15 protein-coding genes are annotated in these 16,739 nt (G+C 69.9%); 7 read left to right on the forward strand and 8 right to left on the reverse strand.

The genetic code is table 11. The annotated features are described in order from the left end of the window. Positions 1–92: 92 nt before the first annotated feature. Complete coding sequence (locus ACTWQA_RS09605) at positions 93–413, reverse strand: HGxxPAAW family protein (RefSeq protein WP_443158909.1); 321 nt, start codon at positions 411–413, stop codon at positions 93–95. Positions 414–577: 164 nt separating this feature from the next. Between ACTWQA_RS09605 and secA the strand changes: the two genes are divergently transcribed. Beyond that, entirely contained in the window at positions 578–3,367 is a 2,790-nt protein-coding gene (gene secA / locus ACTWQA_RS09610) for a preprotein translocase subunit SecA (protein WP_443158910.1), read from the forward strand. Between the two features lie 64 nt (positions 3,368–3,431). On the opposite strand, the gene ACTWQA_RS09615 is transcribed toward secA, so the two are convergent. The 4 genes from ACTWQA_RS09615 to ACTWQA_RS09630 all read right to left on the reverse strand — a co-directional run bounded on the left by ACTWQA_RS09615 (position 3,432) and on the right by ACTWQA_RS09630 (position 7,496). After that, positions 3,432–3,821 (reverse strand): Rv3235 family protein, encoded by a 390-nt coding sequence (locus ACTWQA_RS09615; RefSeq protein ID WP_443158911.1) that lies wholly within the window; start codon positions 3,819–3,821, stop codon positions 3,432–3,434. Positions 3,822–3,996: 175 nt separating this feature from the next. Then, a complete protein-coding gene (locus ACTWQA_RS09620; protein ID WP_443158912.1) occupies positions 3,997–5,295 on the reverse strand; it encodes a PTS transporter subunit EIIC in 1,299 nt (432 codons plus the stop codon). Between the two features lie 69 nt (positions 5,296–5,364). Then, on the reverse strand, positions 5,365–6,702 hold the full coding sequence (locus ACTWQA_RS09625; RefSeq protein ID WP_443158913.1) for a PTS transporter subunit EIIC: 1,338 nt from the start codon (positions 6,700–6,702) through the stop codon (positions 5,365–5,367). Positions 6,703–6,755: 53 nt separating this feature from the next. Then, positions 6,756–7,496, reverse strand: a complete 741-nt coding sequence (locus ACTWQA_RS09630; RefSeq protein ID WP_305919284.1) for a GntR family transcriptional regulator — start codon at positions 7,494–7,496, stop codon at positions 6,756–6,758. A 117-nt stretch (positions 7,497–7,613) separates the two neighbouring features. Here ACTWQA_RS09630 and ACTWQA_RS09635 point away from each other — a divergent pair, with 117 nt between their 5' ends. From ACTWQA_RS09635 to nagZ, 6 genes are all read left to right on the forward strand, one after another. Continuing rightward, on the forward strand, positions 7,614–8,648 hold the full coding sequence (locus ACTWQA_RS09635; RefSeq protein ID WP_443158914.1) for an SIS domain-containing protein: 1,035 nt from the start codon (positions 7,614–7,616) through the stop codon (positions 8,646–8,648). A 32-nt stretch (positions 8,649–8,680) separates the two neighbouring features. Beyond that, positions 8,681–8,917, forward strand: a complete 237-nt coding sequence (locus ACTWQA_RS09640) for a PTS glucose/sucrose transporter subunit IIB (protein WP_305919282.1) — start codon at positions 8,681–8,683, stop codon at positions 8,915–8,917. A gap of 9 nt (positions 8,918–8,926) precedes the next feature. Further along, positions 8,927–9,373 (forward strand): PTS sugar transporter subunit IIA, encoded by a 447-nt coding sequence (locus ACTWQA_RS09645; RefSeq protein ID WP_327585389.1) that lies wholly within the window; start codon positions 8,927–8,929, stop codon positions 9,371–9,373. Between the two features lie 82 nt (positions 9,374–9,455). Next, on the forward strand, positions 9,456–9,719 hold the full coding sequence (locus ACTWQA_RS09650) for an HPr family phosphocarrier protein (RefSeq protein WP_305919280.1): 264 nt from the start codon (positions 9,456–9,458) through the stop codon (positions 9,717–9,719). A gap of 11 nt (positions 9,720–9,730) precedes the next feature. Next, positions 9,731–11,458 carry a putative PEP-binding protein gene (locus ACTWQA_RS09655; RefSeq protein ID WP_443158915.1) on the forward strand — a complete coding sequence of 576 codons (1,728 nt, stop codon included), beginning with the start codon at positions 9,731–9,733 and terminating at the stop codon, positions 11,456–11,458. 713 nt (positions 11,459–12,171) lie between these two features. Next, complete coding sequence (gene nagZ, locus ACTWQA_RS09660) at positions 12,172–13,458, forward strand: beta-N-acetylhexosaminidase (protein ID WP_443158916.1); 1,287 nt, start codon at positions 12,172–12,174, stop codon at positions 13,456–13,458. A gap of 16 nt (positions 13,459–13,474) precedes the next feature. Here the strand turns inward: nagZ and ACTWQA_RS09665 are convergent, their stop codons facing one another. Genes ACTWQA_RS09665 through ACTWQA_RS09675 form a run of 3 tightly spaced genes read right to left on the reverse strand, consistent with a single transcriptional unit; the run spans position 13,475 to position 16,736 of the window. Further along, on the reverse strand, positions 13,475–14,251 hold the full coding sequence (locus ACTWQA_RS09665; protein ID WP_443158917.1) for an ABC transporter permease: 777 nt from the start codon (positions 14,249–14,251) through the stop codon (positions 13,475–13,477). Then, positions 14,248–15,822 (reverse strand): ABC transporter permease subunit, encoded by a 1,575-nt coding sequence (locus ACTWQA_RS09670; RefSeq protein WP_443158918.1) that lies wholly within the window; start codon positions 15,820–15,822, stop codon positions 14,248–14,250. The genes ACTWQA_RS09665 and ACTWQA_RS09670 overlap by 4 nt, the downstream gene beginning before the upstream one ends. After that, entirely contained in the window at positions 15,819–16,736 is a 918-nt protein-coding gene (locus ACTWQA_RS09675) for an ATP-binding cassette domain-containing protein (protein ID WP_443158919.1), read from the reverse strand. Before ACTWQA_RS09675 ends, ACTWQA_RS09670 begins: the two co-directional genes overlap by 4 nt. Between the last annotated feature and the right edge of the window lie 3 nt (positions 16,737–16,739).

Consider the following 16,739-nt stretch of genomic DNA (forward strand, 5'->3'; position numbering starts at 1 on the left):
TCCGGCATCCCGCGGCGTGCCGGCCCTGCTCGGCGGGAACGCAAAAAGGCGGGCAACCGATGGGGTTCGGGGGCCCGCCTATGAAGCGCGGTTCAACGATGATCTTCGGCGCGCATGCCCACGCGAGGCGCGTCGATCACGACATCGGTGAAGATGTCGAAGACGAGAGCGAGGATGCCGCCAACGACGAAGAGACCGGCGCCGACCCAGATGAGCGTCCAACTGGTGGCGACCAGCCCGAAGCCGGCGGCGGTGAATCCGACCAGCATGATGGTCACCGCCAGCCACGATGACGCACGCCCGCCGTGGCTGCCCAGATTCTCCGAATGCTCCGACTTCTTCCCCTCAACCATGACCAATCCTTCCTTTGCCGGTTTTGCCGCTATTGATGCGGGCCGGCGCTCAACCGGCATACCCTCTGCCTTGCCCCCATTCTCCCAGACGCGTACCGCGCCCTTGTCGGCACGGTGGCTGTGTCTGGTTGCTGAACCGCCTACGATGGCAGGCGGGGAAGTTTGTCTCGGCCTCTCCTCCTGGCGGCGCCGCCGGGGTAGACCTGCGAGGAGCTTTACATAAAGTGGCAGCCATTCTCGACAAGATCCTACGTGCCGGCGAAGGCAAGATCCTGCGCAAGCTCAAGCGGATCGCAGACCAGGTCAACTCCATAGAGGACGACTTCACGAGCCTGTCCGACGCGGAGTTGCGCGCGATGACGGACGAATTCAAGCAACGCTACGCGGATGGCGAAACGCTCGATGATCTGCTTCCCGAGGCGTTCGCGACCGTGCGCGAGGCGTCCCGCCGCGTGCTCGGCCAGCGGCCCTTCGACGTGCAGATCATGGGTGGCGCGAACCTGCACATGGGCAACATCTCCGAGATGAAGACCGGTGAGGGCAAGACCCTCACCTGCACGCTGCCCGCCTACCTTAACGCGCTGGCGGGCAACGGTGTGCATGTCATCACCGTCAACGACTACCTGGTCAAGGTCGGCGCCGAGAACATGGGCCGGATCTACCGGTTCCTCGGCCTCGAAGTCGGCATGATCCTTGCGGGTCAGCAGCCCGACGAGCGCCGTAAGCAGTACCAGGCGGACATCACCTACGGCACCAACAACGAGTTCGGCTTCGACTACCTGCGCGACAACATGGCGTGGTCGCTCGAGGAGTGCGTGCAGCGCGGCCACCACTTCGCAATCGTGGACGAGGTCGACTCCATCCTGATCGACGAGGCCCGCACGCCGCTGATCATCTCCGGCCCCGGCGAGCAGTCCGGGAAGTGGTACCAGGAGTTCGCCAAGATCGTGCCCCGCCTGCGCAGGGGCGTCGAGGCGAAGAACCCGGGCGAGGAGAGCACCGGCGACTACATCGTCGACGAGAAGAAGCGCACGGTCGGCATCCTGGAGTCCGGCGTCGAGAAGGTCGAGGACTGGCTCGGCATCGATAACCTCTACAAGCCGGAGCACACCCACCTCGTCGGCTTCCTGAACAACGCGCTCAAGGCCAAGGAGCTGTTCAAGAAGGACAAGGACTACATCGTCGCCGACGGCGAGGTCCTGATCGTCGACGAGTTCACCGGCCGCATCCTGCACGGCCGCCGCTACAACGAGGGCATGCACCAGGCCATCGAGGCCAAGGAGAGCGTGAAGATCAAGGACGAGAACCAAACTCTCGCCACGGTCACGCTGCAGAACTACTTCCGCCTCTACGAGAAGTTGTCCGGCATGACGGGCACCGCCGTCACCGAGGCCAACGAGTTCCACCAGACGTACAAACTGGGCGTCGTCCCGATCCCCACCAACCGGCCGATGATCCGCAAGGACCAGGCCGACGTGGTCTACAAGACCGAGGACGCCAAGTTCAACGCGGTGGTTGAGGACATCAAGGAGCGCTACGAGGCCGGGCAGCCGGTCCTCGTCGGCACCACCTCGGTGGAGAAGTCCGAGCGGTTGTCCAAGGCGCTTAAGCGCCGCGGTGTGCCGCACGAGGTGCTCAACGCGAAGAACCACGCACGCGAGGCCGCGATCATCGCCGAGGCGGGCCGCAAGGGTGCCGTCACCGTCGCCACCAACATGGCCGGTCGAGGCACCGACATCATGCTCGGCGGCAACTCCGAGTTCCGCGCCGACCTCGAGCTGCGCCAGCGCGGGCTCGACCCGATCGAGACGCCGGAAGAATACGAGAAGGCCTATCCCGAGGCGCTGGAGAAGGCCAGGGCGGCGGTCAAGGCCGAGCACGACGAGGTCACCGCACTCGGCGGCCTCTACGTCCTCGGCACCGAGCGGCACGAGTCGCGCCGCATCGACAACCAGCTCCGCGGCCGCTCCGGCCGACAGGGTGACCCCGGCGAGTCGCGGTTCTACCTGTCGCTCGGCGACGACCTCATGCGCCTGTTCAACTCGGCCAGGGTCGAGATGATCATGACCAGGCTCAACATCCCCGACGACCAGCCGATCGAGTCCGGCATCGTCTCCAAGGCCATCGCCTCCGCCCAGCACCAGGTCGAGCAGCAGAACTTCGAGATCCGCAAGGAAGTTCTGAAGTACGACGAGGTGATGAACCGCCAGCGCAAGGTCATCTACGCCGAGCGCCACCGCGTGCTCGAGGGCGCCGACCTGCACGAGCAGGTGCAGGGCTTCATCGGCAACGTGATCGACGGTTACGTCCAGGGCGCCACGGCCGAGGGCTTCGCCGAGGAGTGGGACCTCGACAAGCTGTGGAAGGCCTTCGGCGAGCTCTACCCGGTCTCGGCGCGGATCGACGACCTCGTCGAGGAAGCCGGCGGCCGCGAGGAGCTCAGCGCCGAGTTCATCAGCGAGAAGATCAAGAACGACGCGCTGGAGGCGTACGCCCGACGCGAGGCGGAGTTCGGCGCGGAGGCCATGCGCGACATCGAGCGCCGGGTCATTCTGTCCGTCCTCGACCGTAAGTGGCGCGAGCACCTCTACGAGATGGACTACCTGCGCGAGGGCATCGGGATGCGGGCCTACGCGCAGAAGGACCCGCAGATCGAATACCAGCGTGAGGGCTACGAGATGTTCACCGCGATGCTCGAGGGCATCAAGGAGGACTCCGTGGGCTTCCTGTTCAACCTCGAGGTCGAGGTGCAGGAAAACCCGATCGTGGAGGAAGAGGACGCGGTCATCGCGGAGACCCGTTCGATCATCGCGCGCGGGCTGCGCGGGCCTGAGCGGCCGGCCGAGCTCGAATACACCGCGCCCGGTGAGCAGGGCGGGGTCGAGCACACCAAGGTGCGCACCACTCAGGCGGAGCGGGCCGCGTACGGCAACGTGGAGCGCAACGCGCCGTGCCCGTGCGGGTCCGGCAAGAAGTACAAGCGCTGCCACGGCGACCCGAAGCACGCGGCCTGATCACCTGGGTCATTCGCCAGGACCCCCGCCTTCACCAGCCAAGAAGGCGGGGGTCTTCGTTGTGCTACGCGGTCTCGAAATCGGTGCACAGCCAGTGGATGCCGCGGCGTTCCAGTCGTACGGCGAGGACGTGGTTACGCTCGCCGCAGTGGACGAGCACGCACATCTCGACCGCCCCGTCCCGGGGTTCCTTCACGTGCATGCTCCCGGCGAACGGCGGGCGGCTCGTCCGGATCATTCGTCCCGCCTTGAGTAGCTCGCGGTAGGCCCGGGAGGTGAGCCGGTCGGCGAGGGTCTCCGGGGCCCGCCGGCCCGCGAGCACCTCGGCCAGGGCCTGCCCGAAGTGGCGCAGTTTGCGCTCATCCGGTGTGGCGCCCGGCGGTCCCCATATCAAGGGCTGGCTGTCCAGTGCCAGGGCTCCATCGACCTGCGGGTTCTGCGGTGCTGCCGACACGCGTCCTCCAAATTCCTGGGCGGGAAACAATCGCCTATAAGAGTTTTCGGCTCGGCCGGGATATACGGAGGCCGCCAGCTTCCATGGCTTCCAATCCCTTTTGCACGTTCCGGCGAGGAAAGTGATAGGCGAGTTGGGTCCCTTCGCCGTTGTTATGGGCCGGGGCCGCCGGACGCTATGACTCGCCCGTAACCTCGCGGCCGGGTGTGGGCAGGTTCAGGGCACGGATGAGCACGGAGAAGATCACGTAGTAGATGAAGAAATAGGCGATCCCAAAGGCGATGAGCAACCCCAGGCCGTGCGTGTTCGACTTGCTGGCGTTCAGCAGCAGGTCGATGGCGCCGCCCGAGAACGTGAAACCCAGGCGGACGCCCAGCTCGGCCATCAGCGCCATCGACAGGCCCGTCAGGACGGCGTGCACGGCGAAGAGCACCGGCGCCACGAAGATGAAGGCGAACTCCAGCGGCTCGGTGATGCCGGTGACGAAGGCCGTCAGACCGGCCGACAGCATGATCCCCCCGACCGGACGGCGGCGGTCGGGCGGGGCGGCCCGCCACATGGCGATGGCCGCGCCCAGCAGGCCGAACATCATGACGGGGAAGAAACCGGTCATGAAGCTCCCCGCGCCTTGTTCACCGGCGAAATAGCAGTTCAGGTCCCCGGCCGCGTCGCGGATCGCGCCGTTCACGCCCGCGTGGCACTCCGGGAGCGTGAACCAGACGATGGTGTTGAGGAAGTGGTGCAGGCCCACGGGGATGAGCAGGCGGTTGGCGACGCCGTAGATGCCGGTGCCGGCGGTGCCGTGGGCCGAGAGCCAGTCACCGGCCGCGGTCAGCCAGTCGCCGACCGGACGCCACAGCAGGCCGAAGGCCACGCCCAGGAGCAGGGCGGCGACGGCGGTGACGATGGGGACCGAGCGGCGTCCCCCGAAGAAGGCCAGCCATGCCGGCAGTTTGAGCCGGTAGAAGCGCTGCCACAGCAGGGCGGCCGTGATGCCGATGACGATGCCGCCGAGGACGCCCGTCGGGTTCTGCGCGCCGACGTTGAGCGTACGGGTGCCGTCCCGGAGTACGAGGAGGACCTTGTCGTACACGGCGCCTCCGCCCGCGTCGAAGAACAGGGTCTTGGTGACGCGGTCGAAGACGAGGTAGCCGACGACGGCGGCGAGCGCAGTGGTGCCGTCGGACTTTCGGGCGAAGCCGATCGCCACACCCACCGCGAACAGCAGCGGCAGATTCTCGAAGAGGGCGCCGCCGGCCGCCGCCAGCACCTTCGCCACGGGAAGCAGCCACGGCAGCACGCCGCCGAGGCCGTTCGCGCCGAGGAGGTCGTCCTGGCCGAAGCGGAAGAGCAGGCCGGCGGCGGGCAGGACGGCGATGGGCAACATGAGCGAGCGCCCGATGCGCTGCAGCATCCCGAAGATCGATGACCAGGCTGATGACTGGGCCGAGCCGCCGCCCATCGCCGCACTCACCCCCGCTCGGTGATCCGTTCGCAGGGGAATGGTGGGTTCCTACCACGGGCGCCCGGGGAGAAAACCGCGCTAGGTCGCGCCCGGGGCGACCCGGCCGGTCTCGCCCGAGTCGACGTCGGGCTCGGGCTCCCGGCCGGGGGTCATGATGTCGAGGCGGCGGATCAGGAACGTGAACACCACGTAGTAGACCGCGCCGTAGATCAGGCCGAGCAGCAGGATGCCGGGAAGGTTCTCGGTGTTGGACTTGCTGGCGTTCAGCAACATGTCGAGCAGCCCGGCCGAGAACCCGAAGCCCAGTTGCCCGCCGATCAGCGTGGTCAGCGCCATGGCCAGCCCGGTCAGGACCGCGTGCACGGCGAACAGCAGCGGCGCCACGAAGATGAAGGCGAACTCGATCGGCTCGGTGATGCCCGTGACGAACGACGCCAGCGCCGCCGACAACATGATGCCGCCCACGCTCGCGCGCCGGTGTTTGGGCGCCGCTCGCCACATGGCCAGGGCGGCGGCGGGCAGGGCGAAAATCATGATCGGGAAGAAGCCGGCCATGAACTGGCCGGAGTGCGGCGCGCCGCCGAAGTAGCAGTTCCAGTCGCCGCCGAGCACGCGGCCGCCCACGTCGCACTGCGGGACGACGTACCAGACGACCGAGTTGACGAAGTGGTGCAGACCGAGCGGGATGAGCAGGCGGTTGATCAGGCCGTAGATGCCGGTGCCGACAGGGCCGATCGCGGCCAGCGCCTCGCCGCCGTGCCGGATCCACTCGCCGATCACCGGCCAGAACCAGCCGAAGAGCACGCCGATGACCAGCGCGACGATGGAGGTGATGATCGGCACGAACCGGCGCCCGCCGAAGAACGCCAGCCACGACGGCAGCTTGATCCGGTGGAAGCGCTGCCATAGCAGCGCGGCGACCAGGCCTATCACGATGCCGCCGAGCACCTTGGTGGGGTTCTGCATGCCGTAGTTGATGATCTCTACGACGCCCTGGTCCTGGACCTCTTTGATCGAGACGGTGTCCCGGATCTGGGAGCCGAAGAACATGACCTTGGTGACGCGGTCGAAGACCAGGTAGCCGACCACGGCGGCGAGCGCGGTGCTCCCGTCGGCCTTGCGGGCGAAGCCGATCGCGACGCCCACGGCGAACAACAGGGGCAGGTTCTCGAACAACGCCGCGCCGGCCGCGGCCAGCACCTCGGCGACCTGGTTCATCCAGGCGAAGCCCGCCACGTCGGCCAGCCCGCCGGGCTCGCCGCCGTTGGAGCCGAGCATGTCGGGCTGCCCGAAGCGCAGTAGCAGCGCGGCCGCGGGCAGGGCCGCGATGGGCAGCATCAGGGAGCGGCCCAGCCGCTGGAGCACGGTCATGACGCGCGCGAGCGGCGAGGGCCGGGCGGCGGCGGTCTCGTTCACCGGCGTTCCTCCGGGGGGTGGGATCCGGGGACGACCCCGGCAGCGTACGGCCCTCAGCCCCGTCTTACGGGCATTTCCAGAATGGTGCGCAACTGGTAGCGGTCGGCGCGATAGGTGGACACGCCCAGTTCCGCGCAGACGCCGCCGGAGAACGACCTGCGCTGCAGCAGCAGCACGGCACCGCCACGCGGCAGCTTCAGCAGATCGGCGTCGCTCGGGTCGGCGATGCCGCCGTCGATGGTGAGCTCGCCGGCGTCCATGACCAGGCCGTAGCGGCTCTCCAGCAGCTCGTACAGCGACTTGTCCGACAGGTTGTGCTCGGCCAGGTCGGGGGCGAGTTTGACCGGGATGTGCGCCCGCTCGATGGACAGCGGCTCCCCGTCGGCCATCCGGAGCCGCTCGATGAAGTGCACCTCCTCGCCCGGCTGGATCCCCAACTCCTTGGCCAGGTGGGCGCTGGCGCGCACGATCCTCCTGTCGAGGTCGCGCGATCCGGGAACCATTCCGCGGGCCCTCATGTCGTCGGTGAACGACGTCAGCTGCAGCGCCAGCTCGATCTTCGGCCGGGCCACGAACGTGCCCTTGCCCGGCACGCGGTGCAGGCGGCCCTCGGACACGAGGTGGTCGACGGCCTGCCGCACGGTCATGCGGGACAGGCCGAAGCGCTGGCACAGCTCGCGCTCGGACGGGATGGCGGCGCCGATGCTCAGCTCGTCGCTGTCGATGAGGTCCAGCAGGATCTCGCGAAGCTGGAAGTATTTGGGCACGGGGCTGTCCGGATCGATGTGCGCCACGCATCCTCCTCTCGTCTCGTCGCTATCTGGACAATAGGCTATGGTTCGTACTGGTCTAGTCCGGACTAGACCACATCACGCGAAAGACGGTCAAGCCCGAAGGGGAACGAGCCCACGATGACCACGAAGATGCGCAGCGAGATCGCCGAGCAGCCGGCCGCGCTGCGGGCCACACTGGACTCCCTGCTCCCCAGGATCGACGAGGTGAGAGCGGTGGGCGAGCAGACTCGCCAGCTGCTGTTCATCGCGCGGGGCACCTCCGACAACGCAGCAGTGTACGGCCGCTACCTGGTCGAATCGCACACGGGCCGGCTGGCCGCCCTGGCCGCGCCGTCGATCGCGACCACGTACAAGCGCAAGCTGGACCTGGACGGCGTGCTGGCCGTGGCGATCTCGCAGTCGGGGCGGACCGAGGAGATCGTCGAGACGCTGGCCTGGGCCAAGGACTGCGGGGCCGCGACGGTCGGCATCACCAACGGAGGCCCGGACAGCCCGCTCGCGCAGGCCTCCGACGTGGCGCTGTGCACGGAGGCGGGGGAGGAGAAGGCGGTCCCCGCGACCAAGACGTACACGACGCAGCTGGCCGCGCTGGCCGTGCTCGCGCTGGGGCTGGGCGCCGACGTGGACGTGGCCGAGCTGCTGCGGGTGCCGGAGGCGGTGGAGAAGCTGATCGCCGAGCCGGGTGAGGTCGAAGCGGTGGTCGAGGGGCTGCTGGACAAGCCGGGCGTGGTCGTCTCCGGGCGCGGGCTGGCGTTCTCGACGGCGCTGGAGACCGCGCTCAAGCTCAAGGAGGCCTGCTACCTGCACGCCATGGGCCTGTCGTACGCCGACCTGCTGCACGGCCCCATCGCCGTGGTCGACGCCGACACCCCGGCGCTGCTGGTCGCCGCCGAGAACAGCCCGACACTGTCCGGCACGGTCGCGCTGGCCGAGCGGGTGGTGGCCGCAGGGGCGGCGGCGTACACGATCGGGGGCGGGGACGCGCTCGCCAAGGCGGGCACGGCCGCGCTCAACGGCCCCGACCTGCCCGAATGGGTGGCGCCGATGGGGCTGATCGTCCCTGGGCAGCTGCTCACCGAGGCGCTCGCCCGCCGGCTCGGCATCGACCCCGACGCGCCGCGCGGTTTGAACAAGGTCACCCAGACCGACTGATTTAACCTGGTCACAAGAGCTAGGGAGGCCGGATGGCGGCGGATGCGAACGCGATCATCGCCGGGCTCGGTGGCGCCGACAACATCATCGACATCGAGCCCTGCATCACCCGCTTGCGTACGGAGGTCCACGACGCGTCCAAGGTCGACCAGGCCGCGCTCAAGGCGGCCGGCGCGCATGGCGTGATGGCCGCGGGGAATGTGGTCCAGGTCGTCGTCGGGCCGGAGGCGGACACGATCGCCAGCGACATCGAGGACATCATCGGCTGAGGCGAGACCATGACGACTGTTCTCGCCCCGGTTGAGGGGGCAGCTGTGGGGTTGGCCGCCGTGCCCGATCCGGTGTTCTCCGCGGGCATGGTGGGGCCGGGAACGGCGATCGATCCGCTGCGGGGGCCGGGCAAGGCCGTGGCCCCCATCGCGGGAAAAATCATGAAGTTGCATCCGCATGCGTACGTCATCGTGGGGGACGACGGCAAGGGTGTGCTGGTGCATCTGGGCATCGACACGGTCCAGCTCAAAGGGAAGGGGTTCCAGCTGCTGGCGGCGGAGGGCGACAGGGTGAGCGCGGGCCAGCCGGTCGTGGCGTGGGACCCGGCGACGATCGAGGCGGGCGGCCGCTCGCCGGTCTGCCCGGTGGTCGCGCTCGACGCCCTGTCGGAGGCCGTGACCGGGGTCGCCGAGGGTGCCGTGCACGTCGGAGACGAGCTCTTCCGATGGGAATAGGACTCGCGTTTTTCGACACAATATGCACGGCAGTCGCAACCACGCGTCCAGCTGGTCTGGACCGGCACAGAAGGAGAAGTCGATGGGTGAGCGCAAGGTCACCGTGGCGGCGGAGGTGGGGCTCCATGCCCGCCCCGCGGCGACGTTCGTGCAACGGGCGATGAAGGCCCCGATGGACATCACGGTGGCGAAGATGAACAGCGCGAAGGCCCCCGTCAGTGGCAAGAGCATCCTCGCGATCATGGCGCTGGACGTCAGGCAGGGTGAGACCGTGGTGATCAGCGCGGAGGGCGAGGGCTCGGAAGAGGTCCTCGACGAGCTGGCCGAGATCGCCGGTACGCCGTGAACCTCCGGGGGGTGGGGGTCAGCCCGGGCATCGGGCACGGCCCCGCGTACGTGTTGACCGTCTCTGTGCCCGAACCCCCCAAGGGCGCCACGTACACCGGTGAGGCGGATCAGGAGAAGGAGCGCGCGATGGCCGCGCTCCGGCAGGTCGCGGGCGAGCTGGAGGCTCGCGGCAACCAGGCGGGCGGCGAGGCCGAGGAGATACTCAAGGCCCAGGCGCTGATGGCCGAGGACCCTGGTCTGGTCGTGAAGGTGCGTACCCTCATCGACCGGGGCTTGGCCGCGCCTAGGGCGGTTTTTGAGGCATTCACGAAATATCGGGACGTGCTGGCCGGCTCCGGGGGTTACCTGGGCGAACGGGCCGCCGATCTGAACGACATCAGGGACCGCGTGATCGCGCTGCTGTACGGGCAGGCGATGCCGGGGTTGCGGGGGGCGCCCGCGGAGCCGTACGTGCTGGTCGCCAGGGATCTCGCGCCCGCCGACACCGCGTTGCTGGCCAAGGGGCAGATCGCGGCGTTCGTCACCGAGGAAGGCGGTCCCACCAGCCACACCGCGATCCTGGCCAGGGCCATGGGCGTGCCTGCCGTCGTGGCCTGCCGGGGCGCGACCGGCATCCCGAACGGCGTCCGGGTGATGGCCGACGGCACCTCCGGCGACGTACGGGTGGAACCGGCCGAGTCGGACGTCGCCGACGCGCTCAGCGCGGCCACGGCCAGGCAGGCGGCGATGGCGTCCGCGCGGGGGCCGGGCAGGACCGCGGACGGGCACCCGGTTCCGCTGCTCGCGAACGTCGGCGGGCCCGCTGAGCTGGAAGCCGCCGTGGCTGCGGGAGCCGAGGGGATCGGGCTCTACCGGACCGAGTTCCTCTTCCTCGACCGGGCCGAGCCGCCTTCTCTGGAGGAACAGACGCGGGCCTACCGGGCGGCTGTGGAGGCGTTCCCCGGGGGGAAGGTGGTCGTGCGGACGCTGGACGGGGGTGCGGACAAGCCACTGGCGTTCCTGCCTACCGCGGCCTCGGATTCGGCCGCCTCGGCTTCAGCCTCAGCCTCGCCCTCTGCCTCAGCGTCGCCCTCTGCCTCGGCCTCGGTTGAGCCGAATCCGGTGCTCGGGGAGCGCGGGCTGCGGAGGCTCAGGAGATTTCCCGAGGTGTTGGACGCGCAGCTGGCGGCGATCGCGGCCGTGGCGTCCGAGGATCTCCTGGTGATGGCGCCGATGGTGGCCACGGGGGAGGAGGCCGCGTGGTTCGCGCGGTCGTGCCGGGCCAGGGGGCTGGCAGGTGTCGGCGTGATGATCGAGATCCCGGCGGCCGCGCTGCGGGCCAGGGACCTGCTGGCGTCTGTGGACTTCGTCTCGATCGGCACCAACGACCTTGCCCAGTACGCCTTCGCCGCCGACCGCCAGTTGGGCGCCGTGAGCGCGCTGCTCGATCCGTGGCAGCCCGCGCTGCTCGACCTGGTGGCCATGACCGCGCGTGCCGCGTCCGTGGCGGGCAAGCCGTGCGGGATCTGCGGCGAGTCGGCTGCCGATCCGGCCATGGCCTGCGTGCTGGTCGGGCTTGGTGCCTCGACGTTGTCGATGGGGGCCGGCGCGCTTGCTGCCGTACGCGCCGCGCTGGCCGCGCACACGCTCACGCAGTGCCGGCTGGCGGCCGACGCGGCGCGGGCGCGTACGACGCCGGCCGACGCCCGTGCCGCGGCCCGCGTCCACCTCCCCGCGCTCGCCCATCTCGGGCTGTAACGGCCCGCGACGCTTCCTCCGGCCCGGGATGGCAGCACGTCGGCCGTCCGCCGTGACCGCCGACCCGCTGTCGCCGACCCGCTGTCGTGGACGCGCTGTCGTGGACGCGCTGTCGTGGACGCGCTGTCGCCAGGCCGCTGTCGCCAGGCCGCTGTCGTCGGCCCGTTGTCGTGGACGTGGTGTCGTCGGCCCGCTGCCGGTCGTCCGCCGCCGTGATCGTCCGCCGCCGTGATCGTCCGCTGCCGTGATCGTCGGCCCGCTGTCGTGGACGTGGTGTCGTTGGTCTGCGGTCGTGGACGCGGTGGTAAGTCTGCGTGGTCGCGGGCGCGGTGTCGTCGGCTTGCGCGGTCGCTGACCTGCTCTCACCGGCCTGCTCTCACCGGCCTGCTCTCACCGGCCTGCTCTCACCGGCCTGCTCTCACCGGCCTGCTCTCACCGGCCGGTGTGGCTCGGCCGTATCGGGCTGTGGCGCGCTGCTCGCCGAGCGGCTCGGCTCGGATCGGCCGACCTGAGCTGTGGCTGGTTGCTTGTGTGGGCGGCTGGGCTGGGCTGTGGCTGGTTGCTTGTGTGGGCGGCTGGGCTGTGGCGTGGGCGTCCGCGTGGTGCCGGCCCGGTGGGTTTCGCTGGGCGCGGAAACGGACGGGTCGGGCGTAGCGGGGCGCTTCGCTTGCGCGCCGGCCCAGCAGGGTCGTCGGATGGATACCTTTGGAGGCATGTTTCGACGGATCGGTACGGCAGGCCTCCTGGTGATCGCTCTGGCGGCCTGCGGCAATGGCGGCGGCTCGGCGGGGGCGACCCCGATCGGGGGCAAGGCCGCACCGCCCGCGCCCACCACGCAGAGCCCGTCCCAAGCGCAGGCCCAGCCGGACCCGGTCGAGCGCGTCCTGTCGAAGATGAGCGCCGAGGAGAAGGTCGGCCAGCTGTTCATGCCCGTCCTCTATGGCTCGTCCGCCGACACGGCCTCGGGAGAGAATCAGGCGAGATACGCCGCCCAGACCCCCGCCAAGGTGATCGCCAAATATCACCTTGGGGGCGTGATCCTCTTCCCGCACAATGTCAAGAGCGTCGGCCAGGTCGTCGGCCTCACCAACGGCATGCAGCGGGCGTCGAAGCAGGTCCCGCTGCTGATCGGCACCGATCAGGAAAACGGCCTGGTGTCGCGGATGTCCGCGCTCATGACCGACTTTCCCGGCGCGTCCCGGATCGGCGCCACCAAGGACGCGGAGCTGTCGCGTGCCGTGGCCGAGGCCACCGGCCAGGAGTTGCGTGCGCTCGGCGTCAACCTCGACTTCGCTCCGGTCGCCGACGTGAACGTCAATCCGAATAACCCGGTCATCGGCCCGCGGGCGTTCGGCAAGGACCCGAAGCAGGTGGCCACGATGGTCGAGGCGGCGGTCAAGGGGTTCGCCGACGCGAAGGTGGCCGCCACCGCCAAGCACTTCCCCGGCCACGGCGACACCACCGTCGACAGCCACACCGGCCTGCCCGTGATCAAGCACTCGAAGGCCGAGTGGGAGCGCATCGACGCGCCCCCGTTCAAGGCCGCGATCGACGCCGGGGTGGACGCCGTGATGAGCGCCCACATCGTCTTCCCCAAGCTGGACCCGTCGGGCGACCCGGCCACGTTGTCCAAGCCCATCCTGACCGGCTTGCTTCGGGAGAAGCTCGGCTTCAAGGGCGTGATCTCCACGGACGCGCTCAACATGGCCGGCGTGCGGCAGAAATACAACGACGGCGAGATCGCGGTCCGCGCCGTGCTGGCCGGCGCTGACCTGCTGCTCATGCCGAACGACCTGCCCAAGGCCTACCAGGCGGTGCTGGCGGCGGTGAAGTCAGGGCGGATCAGCAAGGAGCGCCTCGACCAGTCGGTGACCCGGTTGCTCACGCTCAAGCAGGCCAGGGGATTGCTGACCGAGGCGCCCACGGCGTCGGCCGAGGAGGCGGCCCGCGTGCTGCGCTCCGCCGAGCACCGCAAGCTGGCCGCCCGCGTCGGGGGTTAACGCGCACGGTTTTCGGTCAGGCGTCACGCCGCCGCAGCAGCAGCCAGCCGGTCAGCAACGCCGTGGCCGCCCACGCGGCGAGCACGCCCAACCCTGCCCACGGACCGAGGGGCAGGACGGCGGTGTCGGTGGTGGCCTGGACGGCCAGTCCCGCGTTCGTCGGCGAGATGCTCCAGAGGAAACGCTGGGTGTCCTCGTCGGCGACCATGCGGATGGCGATCGGGAACAGATAGAGCAGGCCGAGCACGACGCCGGTGGCCGCCGCGGAGTCGCGTACCGCGATGGCGACGCCCACGCTGAGCAGGCCGATCAGCCCGAGATAGAGCACCGAACCGACGGCGGCGCGCAGCGTCGGCCCGTCGGCCAGAGACAGCAGGGCGTAGCCGTGCTCAGCAGTGAAGCCGCTCCCCGGCAGGAGCAGCCGCCCGGCCAGCACGGATCCGAGCACCGCGATCGTTCCGGCGGCCAGCGTCAGGGCGGTGAGCACGCCGGCCTTGGCGGCCAGCAGGGTGGTCCTGCGCGGCATCGCGGCAAGGCTGGTGCGGATCAGGCCCGTGCTGTACTCGCCGCAGACCGCCAGCACGGCCAGCAGCGCGACCATGGCCTGGCCCAGCTGCACGCCCATGAGGCCGAGCCGGGTGGCGTCATGGCCGCAGCCGGCCGACCCGCAGGTCACGGTAGTGGCGGCCACGGCGCTCAGTGCCACGGTGAGCACCACCATCCCGGCCAGCAGCCAGCCGGGCCCCGGGACGGTGCGCAGTTTCGTCCACTCGGCGTGGATCGCCCGCCTCATACGTCGCTCCGGCGCAGCCGGTGCACGGCCAGCGCGAGGGCCAGCGCGGCGTACCCGCATGTCACGGCGAAACCGGCCCACGGCGCGAGCGGGTAGTAACCGGCCACCGGCGCGTAGTGGGCGGTCACCTGTGGGTACTCGGGGATGCTCTGCTGGATCGCGAACCCGGCGGCAGGCGTGACCCGCAGCAGCCAGTCCGACACCGACTCGGGCAGGATGGACGCGGTCGCCAGCACGTACGGGACCAGGATCGCCGCAATCGCCACGATGACCGCCATCGCGCTGCGCCGGAACAACGAGCCGAGGGCGAGGGCGAAGACGGCGGCCACGGCGAGCAGCGCCGCGACGCCGGCGACGACGCGCAGCTCGGTGAGCGTGGACACCGGGAGCGTGTAGATGTTGTTGCCCCGCAGGACTTGCCGGCCGATCGGCAGCGTGACGGCGGTGGCGGCCAGCCCGGCGACGAAGGTCACCACGCCGATTACCAGGGCCTTGGCCGCCAGCACCCGGCCGCGCCGCGGGCTGGCGAGCAATGTCGTGCGGATCAGCTGCCGCCGGTACTCGGCGGTCACGAACAGCACCGCCACCACGATCACCACGATCAGCCCGAACATCGTGCCGGTCAGCGTGCGTTCGACGGTGCTTTCTTCGGTGATCGGCGCGATGTCGCCGACTCCGGTGATGGTGAACGTGCCACCGGAGCGCTCCAGCCTGCCCGGGTGATGAGGCGTCACACCGTCGAGCCCCGTCGTGACTCCGATGTCGTCGATCTTCCACGTGCCGCCGGTTCCCGTCCCCCGCACGTCGACCTCGTCCAGGACGGCGGTGGCCTCCGTGAAGCGCGACGCCGCGGTGGACCCGCCGATGGTGTTCTGCGTCACGGTCAGGTCGCCGGGGGAGGCGGCGAACAACCCGATCCGGGCCTGAGTGGGCAGCCCGGCCAGGCGGGCCGTGCCGACCCGGGTCCACTGCCTGCCGTCGGGCGACTCCTCGCCGGTGATCGTGTCGCCCGTGCGGGTCAGCCGCAGCCAGCGTGGGGACTGCGCCGACACGCCGCCCGGGCGGCCCGCTACGTCCTTGGTGAAGTTGTGCTGCATCCGCACGCCGTGGCTGCCGGTCATCATCACGGCCGCGTAGGGAGCGCCCTGCTCGGTGCTCTCCTTGATCATGACGCCGGCCTTCGCCCAGGGCACGACACCCGTGACGACGTTCCTGACGCCGGGGGTGGCGTCGGGCTTGCGGATCTGGCCGGTCATGGAGTTCACGCGTACGGTGATGCTGCCGTCCCCGTCCAGCGGCTGGTGCACGAAATAGAACCTGTCCCGCACCGCCTCGCCGCCGGGTCCCAGGATGGGGGCGGGACACGGCACCTCGACCGGCCCCTTCATGCAGGAGGAGTGGCTGCCCGTGGCGAACAGCAGCCCGAGCCCCACGATGAGCAGCGCCGCGACCACCGTGCCCGCCACCCAGCCGCGGACGGTGCGGAACTTGGTCCACTCGGCGCGCAGCAACTGCGCGAAGCCGTCGCGCCCGGGCCGCAGGTCCGAGCGGTAGGGGGTGACAGTGCTCATCGGGCCGCTCCACGGAACTCGACCGCGTCCCTGGTGAGGTCCAGGTACGCCTCTTCCAGCGTCGCGCGGTGCGCGCTCACCTCGGAGAACGGAATCGACTGCGCGCCCAGTAAGCGCACGATGTGCTCGGCCGCCAGCCCGGACACGGTGAGCGTGTCGCGGTCGGTGACGGTGACCGTGCCACCGGCCTGGGCCAGGGCCTGCATCGCCGCCGGCCGTTCCGGCGTACGCAGGGTCACCCGGCCGTCGGACGCGGCTGCGATCAGATCGGCCACGCTGGTGTCCGCCACCACCCGGCCCCGGCCCACCACCACGAGATGGCCGGCGGTGTCCTGGAGCTCGCTCATCAGGTGGCTGGACACCAGCACGGCACGTCCCTCGGCGGCCAGCGAACGCAGGAAGCCGCGGATCCACACGATGCCCTCGGGGTCGAGGCCGTTGAACGGCTCGTCCAGCATGAGCACCGGCGGGTCGCCGAGCAACGCCGCGGCGATCCCGAGCCGCTGGCGCATGCCCAGGGAGAATCCGCCCGCCTTGCGCTTCGCCGCTGAGCGCAGGCCGACCTGCGCCAGTACCTCGTCCACCCGGCCGGCGGCCAGCCCTTGGGAGTGGGCCAGCCAGAGCAGGTGGTTGCGCGCGGTGCGGCTGGGTTGCAGCGCACCGGCGTCCAGCAGCGCGCCGACGTGGCGGAGGGGGGTGGGCAGGTTCTGGTACGGTCGCCCGCCGATCAGGGCGCGGCCCTCGTCGGGCGCGTCCAAGCCGAGCACGACCCGCATCGTGGTGGACTTGCCCGCGCCGTTCGGCCCGACGAAACCGGTGACCTGGCCGGGGCGGACGGTGAAGGTCATCCCGTCCAGCGCCAAGGTCTGGCCGAACCGCTTGCGCAGCCCGCTGACTTCGATGGTTGCTTCCACGCC

Origin of the sequence: Nonomuraea sp. 10N515B (assembly GCF_052245915.1) — a bacterium.
Lineage (GTDB): Bacteria > Actinomycetota > Actinomycetes > Streptosporangiales > Streptosporangiaceae > Nonomuraea.

Coding starts and splice junctions, on each gene's coding strand:
- ACTWQA_RS09635 (WP_443158914.1), top strand. CDS start 7,614: ATGACCACGAAGATGCGCAGCGAGATCGCCGAGCAGCCGGCCGCGCTG.
- nagZ (WP_443158916.1), top strand. CDS start 12,172: ATGTTTCGACGGATCGGTACGGCAGGCCTCCTGGTGATCGCTCTGGCG.
- ACTWQA_RS09640 (WP_305919282.1), top strand. CDS start 8,681: ATGGCGGCGGATGCGAACGCGATCATCGCCGGGCTCGGTGGCGCCGAC.
- ACTWQA_RS09665 (WP_443158917.1), bottom strand. CDS start 14,251: ATGAGGCGGGCGATCCACGCCGAGTGGACGAAACTGCGCACCGTCCCG.
- ACTWQA_RS09650 (WP_305919280.1), top strand. CDS start 9,456: ATGGGTGAGCGCAAGGTCACCGTGGCGGCGGAGGTGGGGCTCCATGCC.
- ACTWQA_RS09670 (WP_443158918.1), bottom strand. CDS start 15,822: ATGAGCACTGTCACCCCCTACCGCTCGGACCTGCGGCCCGGGCGCGAC.
- ACTWQA_RS09645 (WP_327585389.1), top strand. CDS start 8,927: ATGACGACTGTTCTCGCCCCGGTTGAGGGGGCAGCTGTGGGGTTGGCC.
- ACTWQA_RS09605 (WP_443158909.1), bottom strand. CDS start 413: ATGCCGGTTGAGCGCCGGCCCGCATCAATAGCGGCAAAACCGGCAAAG.